The sequence below is a fragment of the uncultured Aquitalea sp. genome (genome assembly GCF_945957525.1).
Lineage (GTDB): Bacteria > Pseudomonadota > Gammaproteobacteria > Burkholderiales > Chromobacteriaceae > Aquitalea.
The window spans coordinates 1-12,328 of sequence record NZ_CAMFLA010000002.1; the positions used below are offsets into that span (position 1 = coordinate 1).

A 12,328-nucleotide genomic window follows, 5' to 3' on the forward strand; every position below is an offset into this window, starting at 1 on the left:
CCTCCTATGCTCAAATCATAAGGCAGGAATGCCTACCGGAGCCGGGTCAGTCCAGTAGGCATATGTTCCGAGAACAGAGACAGTCACGAGAGGGGGATCCGGGCTGGACCGCGTTGGCCATGCTGTTGTTTGTCGTATCCCTGTTTGTGCCAGGACGCTTTGTCAGCAAGTGGCTTCAGTTGATGGCAGCGGTCTTGCTCGCCATTACCTGCCCATTGCTTGGTGTTCCGCTGTTGCTTTACTTCATCCTGTCGCGTTAAGGGGAGAGTTGCATGCCAGTTCCAATCGGCCCGCTCAAATTTGTCTGCCCGCGCTGCCACTGGCAGCGGACCATCCATATGGCTTCTGACGTGCTGATTCAGCCGGCTTGGGCCAAGCAGTGTCCGCAGTGCGGTTTCGCCCCGCTAAAAGCAGAGGCGGGTAGACGACTGCCCAGCGTACTTGGTCATATCGTTGAGCGTGTATTGCGTAAAGTCGTGTAGTCCGGGATTTGCATGAGTACACCACTAAACACCGGTATGCCGGGCTGCCCTACATCATTCGAACATGCCAAGCTGGTAAGTGTATTTGCCAGCAAGCCACTTTCAGAAATCCCCTTGATTGACCTGCGGAATGCCCTGCGTATTTACAAAGTCAGCTTCGCCGACGGTATGAGCAAGGTTGATGATGAAATGCCTGCGCTGGCTCTCCTGGCATTGCGTGAAATGCGGCGGCGGCTTTCTTACAGTTAATCGTGGTTTGAATGAAATTATGAATTTAAATGCAGGTCGAGATATCGAGATGTTTGTGTCGGCTAGATAAATAGAGTTGATGAGGCATAGTAAGAAGATAACTTCCATGTAAGAATGCTTAATATGCAATATATAGGCGTTTTAAGGAAGGTTGGAGTGGTTGAATAAGAAATGTAATTTAGTTGTACTCAAGTATTTTGGCTTTGATGCATTATTTTTGCTTTCATTTTCTGTACGGGTTGGAGAGTTAGGTCTAGTTTACAATGCTTCATCCGATTTTGGTAAATTAAAACACCCTGCGTAACAGCAGGGTGTCATATTGGCGGCTTGATCGATGTGTGCGATTGTTTGTTTGGTTTGGAATGTCAACTTTTTTCTGCATTTGCGGAAATTTTAATTTTTTTAGTAAGTGAGAGCTGTTTTAGCAATATCTTGAATTCCATTCAGCAAGTGATATTCTCTCAACTACTTCGCACCACACATTAACACCGTCATCGATAAGCCTACCAGACACAAAGACTTCCTGTTCGTTAAATTGCTTAATTCTTTCCTTGCCCTCGGAGGTGTTTTCGGCTAAGCAGACAATCAAACCTAGCGGACTTCCCAAGCGTACTAAGTCCACATGATTTTTGCGCTCGGTCTTCCCCAAGCTATCCTCCCATAATTCGCTATAAATATGAACATTTCTTTTCTCAAATTCATGTTGGAAAACGCGTAAAACCACAGCGTTGTTTGCATTGATAGCTCCCCACGACCATCTTGCATTCAGGAGTGGTGATTTCAGTTTTTTTGAAAATAAATCAGATAAAGAAATATTATTCATTGTTTTCCCTTTTTGTCCTATGTTGGTCTAAATTGGGTCGGGTTGGTAGGCGTTTGGAAAGATGATTATACATCAATGTGTATGTGCAGTATGTGTTGTCTTTTTCTTAAGTTTCCGGTAAATTTCCAAGTAAGAATCAAGTTGTAGTGGAGTAAAGTTGGTTTGGCTGTTGTATTGAATTTCTTGAAGTATTATTTCAACTAAATCCATGGGGTGGTGTTGGTGAATGGTAATGTTATAGTGACTTTCGTAGTTGACATTGTCATGAGTGGAGTTGAATGTTGTATGGGAAATATGGTTTACAGCAGGGTGCGGCTCGAAAATGGTGCGCCAATGTTATTATTTCAATATAAATTATAATCTCATACGTTGAGGTGAGTTGCTGTGTATTGTGGGTGATACTGTTTGCTGTGAAGCAATGAAAAATTACCATGAGATCATTGAGAGTGAAGTGTGGAAGGACTATACATGTAGGTTGAATTATCCTGTATCTCGTAAGCAGAGTTTAGCAAGATTCAATATCGGTCGTCTTGAAATGGCCTTAATGCAGCGATTTGGTATGGAAAAAACTGACTGGAGTGAGCGGATTAGCTACTACGCAGCCAAAACTTTCTAGATATTCGCGGTCAACTCGTCCACGGCCTAACTATCAACAGAAAATTCGACATCACACTAGAGTGGGATTAGTAACTCCTGCCAGAGTATGAGCTATAGAATAGTTTCTATACCACTTACTCAGATCCAGCTGCTAGGCAAGAGGTCTGAGATATAGATTATGTCTAAGGCAATTGATGTGATGCAGCAATGAAGCGCTGCCTACACGTGATTTCGTACTTTTCGCCGCTGCTTGCACGTTACAGATAATCGGAGTAACAGCTATAGCTATCAATCAGTCCTATTGGGTATGTATTTTCCGAAAGCCAATGTCATAAATATACTAATACTATGAATACAGAACTTTACCTCGAGCACCTTCTGCAACCTTTTGGTATCAATATGGCTCAACGAATTCGTCTTGTACGACATCAAGAGACTGGCATTGATATGCGTGTTATGAAACGCGATGGCTGGTTTGAGTACTATCAATCATATCAAGAACGAGATGTTTTTGCAGACTGTGATGTTCTTGTGTCTTTCTTCGCCGGGGCCGGTTCCCATAGTGTGTTGGAGGGCGTATATGTCGTGAATGGCGTCGAAGGCCCCGTACAGATAGTCCCCCCTGAAGACTATCCGTATCCGGAGCATGCAAGTAGTTCAAAATATCTTTATTGCCTAGAGCGTGACTCTCGATATGACGCCTTGTGTGACCGAGTCGTGATCGATTGGGGTAAAGGTACTCGTTCATGGGTACAGCATTTTCGACCGCTGACCAAACCCGTAATCGAAGTACTTCCTAGCGGTTATGTGTCAGAGTTTCCAGGCTACTTGGAGTGTGTCGTGTCATACGATGAATTGAAGATCATCGTTGAAAACCCCACAGCTAACCGTGAATGGCATCGTATGCTGTCAGCGACTTATGGTATTTACCTGATCCTAGATAAGGAGACTGGGATGCAGTATGTCGGCTCTGCCTACGGTATCAGAGGAATTATCGGGCGCTGGACGACATATGCGGAAACAAGGCATGGGGGCAACAAACTACTGATTGACCTGCTCAATCAACGGCCGAATGCATACCGTAAATGGCAGTTCTCAATCTTACAAACTTTGCCTATGTCGATGACCAAAAATGAAGTCATTGCTTGCGAGCAGCTGCACAAGCACAAGCTTGGAACTAGGGTGCATGGGCTGAATGATAACTAGAAATAAGTGAAGAATCAGCTTGAGACCTTGATAGACGAATAGCTTGAAGGGTTTGGTAAGGCAAAATTTTATGCTCGATAGCATAACCATTGCTACGCAAGCTACAACTACCATAGCGAAGGTGTCAGGGCTTAAAGCCCTGATACAGTTGCGGAGATTTGCCATTGAGGCTATGCCAGCTTCTGAGAGCAGAACACTTTACACAGCCGTTATTCAAATTACCAACCCGGTACCACTGTACGTGCTGACCACGGCTCGATAGGTCACAACGTACTTTTTTTAACTTCGTTACTAAGATAGCTAGCTGTGTTTACATGATATAAAAATATCTACTACAATATAAAAGTCACTTCTACACAAAGGACATCCTTCCAATGTGTAGATGTACAAAAAGTGCCAAGAGAATAAGGGGATTTTTTGATGAAATTCGGAATCCCCCCCTCTCCGCCAGATACCTACATTAAAGCCCTGATTATTCAGGGCTTTTTTGTTGCCTGTTTTTTTTCCCGTGCTCTCTCAGATGCTGGTCCGCTGTGTGTGTGGATGACAGGGCATTTCTCACCTGCCGCAGTCGGGTCCTCGGCTTGCGGTACCTGCTTTTCTCCTCGGTTTCTATGTTCTCCAGTTCTGGTTTTCAGCAGGTTTGATGCGTAAGCGAGCCTTGCGCAACTGTGTTTCCCCGCAGCCGGAGCTGGCAGATCGCATTGCCCAAAATGGGCATGTGATGATGCCGATGGCGTTTTTGCCGAATTTCCTTGTGATAAATTGATGACGAATAATAACAATGTTATTTGGTGGGCTTGAGTGTGTACGTATGAAGAGGAATTGCGGGGGTGAAATTGAGCAAGCTGAAAGCGTTGGAAGAGGAATTGAATAGCTACTTGTACGGGGTGGTGTCGGCATGGCACCAAGGAGTCATGCCGACAGAGAGTGAGGTGTGGTCCCATGTCGAGAGTGTGTTTTCCCGCGTGGATTCAGACAGGGATCGGCAACAGCTCCAGATGAATACGGTGGATTTGCTTGGAGAGGCGCTGACTTATATTCGTCTGGATGGATGACGATATTAAAAATTGATCGCTATTGGTGATGTGCTCTCTCTTCCTGTTTTCAATTGTACGCAAAGTTGATGTTTGATTTGTGGGGGTTAAATGGAGTCTGACTACTTTCTTATTACTGTTTGCGCCATTCTGCTGTTTGTGATTGTTTCCGCAACTGTCTATCTTGGCGTGGTGGTATGGCGGGATGGCAGTGAGCGTGCGCAGCAAAGCAAGGCCCGAGTCGGCAATATGGCTGGCCGAGAAAAATAATTGGCTAATGTGATGCGGGTTGCGTGTGATTGCATCGTGCAGGCTTCTGGATTTTATATTGCATGTTCATTGTTTGTTGGCGTCAATGGTGTTTTTATATGAAGTGTGTAAATGATAGAAGAAAAAATTTGTTGTGATATGTCTGCGTGCGTCCGCAGCCTGTCCGTGCCGGCACAGTGTATTCAGAACCTCAAGTCGCTGCCTGTTGCGGACCGCTTTGAGAAAATCATGTCTTGCATCGCTTTATTGCTGAGTGAAGTGCATGGAATGACCTTGCGTAATTGCGCCAATGTTTTTGCCAATGATCTGATAAAAGCATTGATTGTGCTGGAGGTTGGCAATCAGCCGCAGGAAAAACATCTTGTTTATCGGCACAGGGGGCCGCTCCCCCGGTTTTGCAATATTCACTCGCTGTCGCAGGCGATTGGCGTGCCGCGTGAGACTGTCCGCCGGAAAGTGATGCAGCTGGAGAGGGAGGACTGGATAGTTCGGCTGGAGGACGGCGGATTGGTGCTGGCGCCGGCAAGAGCGGCAACTTTCAAGGTGGAAAGTCTGATGAGACAAGTCAGCTTTATCGACATGACGATGGAGAAAATCAGGACCTTGCGGAGTCTGTTGCCGGTTGTGAGCAGTTTGACGGCCGGCCAAGCCTGATCCAATCGCCAGGCTGGAGCCCAAGACGCAGCGAAGCGATAATGACAGGCTGCATCATCACGGAGCGTGCCATGAGCCTTCGCATTACCCATTTCTCTGCCGATGTCGCGCCGACGGAAGATCGGCCCAGGCCTGATCGTTTGCTAAGCGGCAACCCGCGCCGACTTGCCTGGACGCATTACGAAACCGCCGACGAGGCGCTTTCTTGCGGTGTCTGGGCCTGCGAAACCGGTGCCTGGCGCATCAGGTTTGCCGAAGACAAACACGAGTTCTTCTGCGTGCTGGAAGGCGAGGTGCGTTTGCATGAAGAGGATGGCGCAACGGTGACGGTGTTGCCCGGAGAGGCGGCGGTGATTCCGGCCGGCTTTGTCGGCGTGTTTGAGGTGGTGAGGGCGGTGCGCAAATACTTTGTGGTGGCCCAAACACCGCAAGCGTGAACCGGCGGCTATTCGCGCAAGCAAAAATGGGAGTGCGCCGCACTCCCATTTTTTGTTGTCGTCGTTCAGGTTTTCAGCGGGTCATCCGCGTCGTCCATGGGTTCTACCGGCGGTGGGGTGAAGCCGTTGATGTCGCGCGCGCTCTTTTCCAGCAACAATACGATGGCGGTGTTGAGCGCGCCAAAAGCCCAGCTCACCAGCATGAACACTGAGTAGGCGCTGAGCTTGTCGTTGAACAGGTGGCTGCCGTGCAGGGTCAGCTCGGCAGGGTCGAAAATACTGAAAAACACAATGGTGGCCATCGCGGCAATGATGAAGGATGGCCAGAACAGCAGGATGCCTTTTCTCACGTCTGTCTCCCTTTAAAAGCGTGGTTGAAGTCGTTAGCAAACTGGTTTGCAGGGGCGGGAAAAACCACAGTCCGAGCCCGGCGGGGCTTCGGCTCATGTCCGGGTTTTGTCGCATGCTTCCTATAAAGACTATACCTCTGCCGCGGTGGTTCAAGCTGGCGAGGCGATGCGATTCGCATTGGCAGGGCGGTTTTGCGCCGCAGCAGCAGGCCGGATGGTGGTAAACTTGTCGGCGGACAAAGTTTTCATCAATACAGCCGTTGCGCGGCAGCGGACGGCTGATCTGCAAAGCAAATGGAGTTCTGCATGACCTCTTCGATCTTCGCCGCGGTGGAATTGGCCCCGCGCGACCCGATTCTTGGCCTCAACGAAGCTTTCAACGCCGATACTCGCGCTACCAAAGTGAATCTGGGCGTTGGCGTGTACTGTGACGACAACGGCAAGATTCCGTTGTTGGGCGCGGTGAAAGCCGCCGAGAAAGCCCGTCTGGAAGCCATGCCGCCGCGCGGCTACCAGCCGATCGAAGGCCCGTCTTCCTACGATGTGGCTGTGCAGAACCTGCTGTTCGGCGCCGACAGCGAGCTGCTGTCCGCCGGCAAGGTAGTAACGGCCCAGGCGTTGGGCGGCACCGGTGCGTTGAAAATCGGCGCGGATTTTCTCAAGCGTCTGAACCCGGCCGCCAAGGTTTACATCAGCAACCCGTCCTGGGAAAACCACCGCGCGCTGTTTGAATCCGCCGGTTTCGAGGTGGAAAACTATCCGTACTACGACGCAGCCACGCGCGGCGTGGATTTCGCCGGCATGAAGTCCTTCCTGCAAGGTCTGGATGCGGGTTCCGTGATTGTGCTGCATGCGTGCTGCCACAACCCGACCGGGGCCGACATGAGCGACGCGCAATGGGCTGAAGTGGTGGAAGTGTGCCGTGCGCAGGGGCTGGTACCTTTCCTCGACATGGCCTACCAGGGCTTTGCCGACGGCATCGATGCCGACGCCGTTGCTGTGCGCCTGTTCTCCGCATCCGGCCTGCAGTTCTTCGTTTCCAGCTCCTTCTCCAAGAGCTTCTCGCTCTATGGCGAACGCGTGGGCGCGCTGTCCATCGTCACCGCCAGCAAGGAAGAGGCTGGTCGCGTCCTGTCCCAGCTCAAGCGCGTGATCCGTACCAACTACTCCAACCCGCCGATCCACGGCGCCGCCATCGTGGCCGCAGTGCTGTCCAGCCCTGAGCTGCGCCAGCAGTGGGAAGACGAGCTGGCCGGCATGCGCGAGCGCATCCGCGCCATGCGCACCGGTCTGGTTGAAGCCATCAAGGCGCAAGGCGTGGAGCAGGATTTCTCCTTCGTCGCTAAGCAGCGCGGCATGTTCTCCTACACCGGCCTGACCGCCGCACAAGTGGAAGTGCTGCGCAGCGAGTTCGGCATCTATGCGGTGTCTACCGGTCGCATCTGTCTGGCCGCGCTCAACAGCAAGAATCTGAACTATGTTGCCGAAGCCATCGCCAAGGTGGTGAAGGCCTAAACGGCGCGACGCGCAAGACCTGCCTTCGGCCAACCTTGGGCCGTGTCGAAAAAGCCCCGCAAATGCGGGGCTTTTTGTTTGCTTGCGCTCTGTGATCAGGCTTGGGCTGTGGCGCCGGACAGGTGTTGCGAGAGGAAGTCGATAAACGCCCGCACGCGGGCAGACGGCTGACGGAGGCGGGGATAGAGCGCCCAGATATCGGCTGGCGCTCCTTGCCAGTCGGGCAGGATGCGCACCAGCTGTCCGGTTTGCAGGTAGGGAGTGATGTCCCAGCACGAACGCAGCATCACTCCGTGTCCGGCCAGTCCCCAGTTGACGGCGGTTTCACCGTCGTTGGTGGAGAGCGCGCCGCTTACCTTGACCATGGTTTGACGTTGACCGGAATACAGCTGCCAGTTGCCGAACACGTCTTCGTTTTCGCGGATGACGATGCACTGGTGCCGGGTCAGATCGGCGGGTTGTTCGATGAGAGGGTGACGCGCCAGGTAGTCAGGTGCGGCGCACAGCAGACGGATATTGTTCAGCAGATGGCGCGAAACGAGGCGGGTGTCGGGTGGTTCGCCAACGCGGATGCTGACATCAAACGCGCCGCTGGTGAGTGCGGGCAACCGGTCTGTCAGTTGCAGTTGTACTTCGGTTTGCGGGAAAGCGTGAATGAAGCCGGATATCAGTGGCGCGATGTGCCGGCGGCCAAAACCCAGCGTCGCATTCACTCGCAGCAGCCCGCGCGGTGCCAGGCTGCCGCCGCTTACGTCATTCTCCAGTTCCGCCAGATCATCCAGAATGCGCTGGCCGCGACCCAGATAACGCTCGCCTTCTTCAGTGAGCGCCAGCGTACGGGTAGTGCGATGCAGCAAGCGCACGCCCAGCCTTTGTTCCAGCGCGGCAAGGCGTCGGCTGATGGCCGGGGGCGTAACGCCCAGTGTGCGGGCGGCGGCGCTCAGGCTGCCGCATTGCACCAGTCGGGCAAAAAATGCCAGATCGGAAAGATCGCTCATTTGTGCGTTCAAGTAAATAATGGATTGTTTTGTGCTGAATTATAGCTGTCATATTGCAAGATAAAATGTGGTTTTGCTTTTGTGGACAGGACTGAACATGACCTTGAGCAGTGCGGCGCTGGCGCTGCCTTTGGGTGGTGCGTTGGGCTATGTGGGCGGCTTGCTGGGCATAGGCGGCGGCATTATCGCCATCCCGGTGCTGGTATTGTTGTTCGGCATGGATCAGCAGCTGGCGCAAGGCACGGCGCTGGTGATGATGGTGCCCAATGTCTTGCTGGGATTCTGGCGCTATCGACAGCGCAACCCCTTTCCCTTGCGCACGGCGGCGACCATTGGTTTGGCTTCGGTTTTTTCCACGTATCCGGCCGCGCGTTTGGCGGTAGCACTGGATGCCGCCACTTTGAAAGCCGTGTTTGCAGTCTTTCTCATCGGTCTGGCGGGGTATTTCATCCATCTGTCGCGCCGGAGAGGTGGCGAGGGCGCGCCGGCTGCGGCATGGCCCGAGCGCTACTTGCCGGCGGTAGGCGTGGTGGGTGGCCTGTTTGCCGGCTTTTTCAGTGTGGGGGCTGGCATCGTCGCCGCGCCTATTTTGGTGCGGGGCTTCGGCAAACGTCAGGCCGTAGCCCAAGGCCTGGCGCTGGCGCTGGTGGTGCCCGGGGCACTGGTTGCACTGGCTACCTATGGCCGGGCGGGGCATGTGGATTGGTCGCTGGGGCTGGTGCTGGCCCTTGGTGGCGTCGTCACCATTTCACGCGGGGTGGCGCTGGCGCATCGCTTGCCCGAGCGCAAGCTCAAGGCCTTGTTTGCCGGCATGCTGTTGCTGACGGCCGGGCTGATGCTGCGTTAGGTCATGTCGGCAAGCATCGCCGCGCAACGTGCGTCTTCTGCCTTGGGGCTGGCGTTTTCACAGGCCTGCCTGATTTCACGCCAGATGACGAGATGTGATGTTTGCCGAAGAGCGGAGTCTGGTCGGTGGTTGCCGGCCACCTCGCACTGGCCCGATGGCGCTCAGGGCTGTTTCTGCAGGCTGCGGAAGTAGGCCCACTCTTCTACAACCTTGCCGTCCGGCAAGTGGCAGTATCCGGCCTCGCCGTTGCTTTCTTTGCGGATTTCCAGCTTGCCGCCTTGCTGGATGCAGAATACCGACGCCGGGTTGGCCATGCCCACCATGGGCTGGACAGCTTCGGCTGCCTTGGGTTGCGCGCAAGCGCCAAGCAGCAAGGGCAGGCAGAGGGCGAGCGGGGTGAGCAGGCGATAGCCGGGCATGATGTGATCCTTAGTATTGGCGGGTCGTCAGCCAGCGGGCTTTGCGGCTGAATGGCGGCAAAGCCTGCTGTGACAGCAGGGTGCTTGGGCAAGGCGAGCAGTGCGTCGGGGTGGGCCGCTCAATCCGCCCGCCAAGCGCTGTCAACAGGGTAGACACTGCATTCTAGCGGCTTAGCGCCGCGCCTGGCAGCTCGCGCAGCCAGGCGCTTTGCGCTATCACCCATGACCAAATACGTCTGGGCCAAACGCCTCATAGTGAATGGCGTCTGCGGGAACGCCATGTGCCAGCAACCATTGGCGTTGCTCATGCATGAAAGGCAGCGGACCGCACAGGTAGAAATCGCCATCCAGCGGCAATGCGGGAATCGCCTCAAGCGCCATGCGCCCGGATCTGGCGTCCACGCTTTGATCCGGCTCTTCCAGCCAAAGCGCGAAGCGCGCGTTCGGCAAACGTTGCAGTGCGGTTGTCACTTCGTCGAGATGGGCGATATGCCTGGCGGCGCGATTGGCGTGTGCGAACACCAGCTGACGGGGGCTGGATGCCGCCGCCTGTTGTCGCAGCATGGACAGCACAGGGGTGATGCCAATGCCGGCGCTGATCAGTACAAGGGGGGCGCTGCCGACTCCCAGTACAAAATCACCGGCTGGGGGGCCAATGCGCAGGGTGTCCCCAGGCTTTACTGCGTCATGCAGCAGTGCAGATACTCGACCGGCCGGGCCTTGTCCGGGCTGCTCGCGTTTGACGCTGATGCGCAGTTCGTCTTCTTCGGGAAGGCCAGTCAGGCTGTACTGCCGGCGCTGAGTCAGGCCCAGAGCTGGCACCTCCAGCGCCACGCTCAGGTATTGGCCGGGCATAAATGGAATGCGCCGACCATCTTGCGGCCGCAAGCTGAGGGAAATCACATCGGCGGCCACGGCTTCCTTGTTCACCACCTCCGCCGTCAGCCAATCCTGGCCGGCTTCCCATGTCACATCCTGATAAATGCGCGCTTCCCGGGCGACCAGGTCGGTGGCCATCAGCCAGTAAGCTTCGTCCCAGGCCTCCAGAATCGCCGGCGTGGCCGCTTCGCCCAATACTTCGGCAATAGCCGCCATCAAATGACGGCCGACAATGGTGTACTGGTTGGGGGCAATCCCCAGGCTGACATGCTTGTGGGCGATCCGATTCATGATGGGGTTGAGCACTTCCGGTTGGTCCAGGTTAGCGGCATAGCCGTAAATGGAGCCAGCTAGTGCCTGCGCTTGTTCACCTGAGGACTGATTACCCATATTGAACAGGTTTTTCAGCTCAGGATGATGAAGGAACATGCGCTGGTAGAAGTGGCGGGTGATCTGCTCGCCGTACTCTTTGACAACCGGCAGTGTGGCCTGAATGAGGGGCAGGGCTTCTTGTGACAACATGGTTTGCTTTCTTTGGGGTGGGTGAGGGGCTGGGTGATGTGGCGACAGCCTGGATGGGTGTCTTGAAGCCTGCTTCTGCGGGGCGGGCGGCTGGTTCTGGTGTCTTAAAGATGAATGTTAAATGAATCTTATTGGGCGCAAAAAAAAACGCCGCTTAACCTGCTTGCCAGTTGCCCATGGCATTGTGTGCAGCCAGCCGCACCACATAACCAAGCTTGAACACGCCAGCGGAGATCGGCAGCGCCAGATGGCCGGCCACTTGTGCCGGAATGCTGAAATGATCGGCGTAGACATAGGCGAGGGCTGCAGAAGCCAGCATGCCGGCAATGGCGATCGTCATCATGGCGCGGCCCATGAACAAGGCTTTGCGTGGGGTTAGGGGGCTGGAAGACATGTCATGCTCCTTGTTGCAAGTGGATGGTCATCCGTCGTCATGCTTTTCATGGCGGCAAGCAGGATTCGCGACCAAGCTATAAGATGAATATAAAATGCATCTTTAAAAGAGTCAAGACGGATTCATCTTTTGAGCGGTGCTCAGTATACTGTCCCGATTCTTCCCGTAAACGGATAACAGCGCGTGCATATTACCCAACACACCGACTACGCTTTGCGCGTGCTGATCTTTCTTGGCGCGAATGAACACCGGCTGGTCACTATTCAGGAAATCGCGGAAAGCTTTGATGTTTCACGCAGCCACATGATGAAAGTAGTCAACCAGCTGATACGTCTGGGCTATGTGGAAGGCTTGCGCGGCAAGGGCGGCGGCTTGAGGCTGGCGCGCGCCGCAGGGGACATTGTTGTCGGAGCGGTAGTGCGGGACATGGAAAGCGACATGGAGCTGGTGGAGTGCTTTGGCGGTGAAAGCCGCTGTCTGTTGACGCGGAGCTGCCGTTTGCGCGGGGCGTTGTCCGATGCGTTGAATGCGTTTCTTGCCAGTCTGGATCGGGTCAGCCTGGCTGATCTGCTGTCAGCTGAAGAGCGGCGGGTGCTATTTGTGCCTTTGGCTGAGGTGGGTCGCAACACCGGCTGATCGAGCGCGGCAA

General features: G+C 54.1%; 15 protein-coding genes. 9 read left to right on the top strand and 6 right to left on the bottom strand.

Translation table 11 applies throughout. From position 1 onward, the window contains the following. Both Q0P52_RS01755 and Q0P52_RS01760 read left to right on the top strand, forming a co-directional pair. The coding region (locus Q0P52_RS01755) for a hypothetical protein (protein ID WP_293813637.1) at positions 1 to 260 on the top strand (260 nt) is incomplete at its 5' end. A 234-nt stretch (positions 261 to 494) separates the two neighbouring features. Further along, complete coding sequence (locus tag Q0P52_RS01760) at positions 495 to 731, top strand: hypothetical protein (RefSeq protein WP_293813638.1); 237 nt, start codon at positions 495 to 497, stop codon at positions 729 to 731. 421 nt (positions 732 to 1,152) lie between these two features. Here Q0P52_RS01760 and Q0P52_RS01765 read toward each other — a convergent pair whose 3' ends face one another. Beyond that, positions 1,153 to 1,554, bottom strand: a complete 402-nt coding sequence (locus Q0P52_RS01765; RefSeq protein WP_293813639.1) for a hypothetical protein — start codon at positions 1,552 to 1,554, stop codon at positions 1,153 to 1,155. A gap of 945 nt (positions 1,555 to 2,499) precedes the next feature. On the opposite strand from Q0P52_RS01765, the gene Q0P52_RS01770 reads away from it, so the two are divergent. From Q0P52_RS01770 to Q0P52_RS01785, 4 genes are all read left to right on the top strand, one after another. Next, positions 2,500 to 3,357, top strand: a complete 858-nt coding sequence (locus Q0P52_RS01770; protein WP_293813640.1) for a GIY-YIG nuclease family protein — start codon at positions 2,500 to 2,502, stop codon at positions 3,355 to 3,357. 833 nt (positions 3,358 to 4,190) lie between these two features. Further along, positions 4,191 to 4,415 (top strand): hypothetical protein, encoded by a 225-nt coding sequence (locus Q0P52_RS01775; RefSeq protein WP_293813641.1) that lies wholly within the window; start codon positions 4,191 to 4,193, stop codon positions 4,413 to 4,415. A 360-nt stretch (positions 4,416 to 4,775) separates the two neighbouring features. After that, positions 4,776 to 5,318 (top strand): hypothetical protein, encoded by a 543-nt coding sequence (locus Q0P52_RS01780; RefSeq protein WP_293813642.1) that lies wholly within the window; start codon positions 4,776 to 4,778, stop codon positions 5,316 to 5,318. A 71-nt stretch (positions 5,319 to 5,389) separates the two neighbouring features. Then, a complete protein-coding gene (locus tag Q0P52_RS01785) occupies positions 5,390 to 5,755 on the top strand; it encodes a cupin domain-containing protein (RefSeq protein ID WP_293813643.1) in 366 nt (121 codons plus the stop codon). A gap of 65 nt (positions 5,756 to 5,820) precedes the next feature. Here the strand turns inward: Q0P52_RS01785 and Q0P52_RS01790 are convergent, their stop codons facing one another. Then, entirely contained in the window at positions 5,821 to 6,105 is a 285-nt protein-coding gene (locus Q0P52_RS01790; RefSeq protein WP_293813644.1) for a hypothetical protein, read from the bottom strand. A 306-nt stretch (positions 6,106 to 6,411) separates the two neighbouring features. Between Q0P52_RS01790 and Q0P52_RS01795 the strand changes: the two genes are divergently transcribed. After that, positions 6,412 to 7,620, top strand: a complete 1,209-nt coding sequence (locus Q0P52_RS01795) for an amino acid aminotransferase (protein ID WP_293813645.1) — start codon at positions 6,412 to 6,414, stop codon at positions 7,618 to 7,620. A 95-nt stretch (positions 7,621 to 7,715) separates the two neighbouring features. On the opposite strand, the gene Q0P52_RS01800 is transcribed toward Q0P52_RS01795, so the two are convergent. Next, positions 7,716 to 8,618, bottom strand: coding sequence for a LysR family transcriptional regulator (locus Q0P52_RS01800; RefSeq protein ID WP_293813646.1), 903 nt, complete (start codon positions 8,616 to 8,618; stop codon positions 7,716 to 7,718). Between the two features lie 97 nt (positions 8,619 to 8,715). Here Q0P52_RS01800 and Q0P52_RS01805 point away from each other — a divergent pair, with 97 nt between their 5' ends. Continuing rightward, positions 8,716 to 9,465: a sulfite exporter TauE/SafE family protein gene (locus Q0P52_RS01805; RefSeq protein WP_293764616.1), complete on the top strand. Its 750-nt coding sequence runs from the start codon at positions 8,716 to 8,718 to the stop codon at positions 9,463 to 9,465. Between the two features lie 161 nt (positions 9,466 to 9,626). Here Q0P52_RS01805 and Q0P52_RS01810 read toward each other — a convergent pair whose 3' ends face one another. From Q0P52_RS01810 to Q0P52_RS01820, 3 genes are all read right to left on the bottom strand, one after another. Further along, complete coding sequence (locus Q0P52_RS01810; protein WP_293764618.1) at positions 9,627 to 9,884, bottom strand: DUF333 domain-containing protein; 258 nt, start codon at positions 9,882 to 9,884, stop codon at positions 9,627 to 9,629. Positions 9,885 to 10,100: 216 nt separating this feature from the next. Continuing rightward, positions 10,101 to 11,285 (bottom strand): globin domain-containing protein, encoded by a 1,185-nt coding sequence (locus Q0P52_RS01815; RefSeq protein ID WP_293764620.1) that lies wholly within the window; start codon positions 11,283 to 11,285, stop codon positions 10,101 to 10,103. 154 nt (positions 11,286 to 11,439) lie between these two features. Further along, complete coding sequence (locus tag Q0P52_RS01820; RefSeq protein WP_293764622.1) at positions 11,440 to 11,679, bottom strand: hypothetical protein; 240 nt, start codon at positions 11,677 to 11,679, stop codon at positions 11,440 to 11,442. 183 nt (positions 11,680 to 11,862) lie between these two features. On the opposite strand from Q0P52_RS01820, the gene Q0P52_RS01825 reads away from it, so the two are divergent. Beyond that, positions 11,863 to 12,315 (top strand): Rrf2 family transcriptional regulator, encoded by a 453-nt coding sequence (locus Q0P52_RS01825; protein WP_293764624.1) that lies wholly within the window; start codon positions 11,863 to 11,865, stop codon positions 12,313 to 12,315. The last annotated feature ends 13 nt before the right edge of the window (positions 12,316 to 12,328 follow it).

Bases quoted from the DNA above. Each gene is read 5' to 3' on its own strand.
- Q0P52_RS01795 (WP_293813645.1), top strand. From the start codon at position 6,412: ATGACCTCTTCGATCTTCGCCGCGGTGGAATTGGCCCCGCGCGACCCG.
- Q0P52_RS01820 (WP_293764622.1), bottom strand. From the start codon at position 11,679: ATGTCTTCCAGCCCCCTAACCCCACGCAAAGCCTTGTTCATGGGCCGC.
- Q0P52_RS01760 (WP_293813638.1), top strand. From the start codon at position 495: ATGAGTACACCACTAAACACCGGTATGCCGGGCTGCCCTACATCATTC.
- Q0P52_RS01765 (WP_293813639.1), bottom strand. From the start codon at position 1,554: ATGAATAATATTTCTTTATCTGATTTATTTTCAAAAAAACTGAAATCA.
- Q0P52_RS01805 (WP_293764616.1), top strand. From the start codon at position 8,716: ATGACCTTGAGCAGTGCGGCGCTGGCGCTGCCTTTGGGTGGTGCGTTG.
- Q0P52_RS01785 (WP_293813643.1), top strand. From the start codon at position 5,390: ATGAGCCTTCGCATTACCCATTTCTCTGCCGATGTCGCGCCGACGGAA.
- Q0P52_RS01780 (WP_293813642.1), top strand. From the start codon at position 4,776: ATGATAGAAGAAAAAATTTGTTGTGATATGTCTGCGTGCGTCCGCAGC.
- Q0P52_RS01800 (WP_293813646.1), bottom strand. From the start codon at position 8,618: ATGAGCGATCTTTCCGATCTGGCATTTTTTGCCCGACTGGTGCAATGC.
- Q0P52_RS01810 (WP_293764618.1), bottom strand. From the start codon at position 9,884: ATGCCCGGCTATCGCCTGCTCACCCCGCTCGCCCTCTGCCTGCCCTTG.
- Q0P52_RS01770 (WP_293813640.1), top strand. From the start codon at position 2,500: ATGAATACAGAACTTTACCTCGAGCACCTTCTGCAACCTTTTGGTATC.
- Q0P52_RS01815 (WP_293764620.1), bottom strand. From the start codon at position 11,285: ATGTTGTCACAAGAAGCCCTGCCCCTCATTCAGGCCACACTGCCGGTT.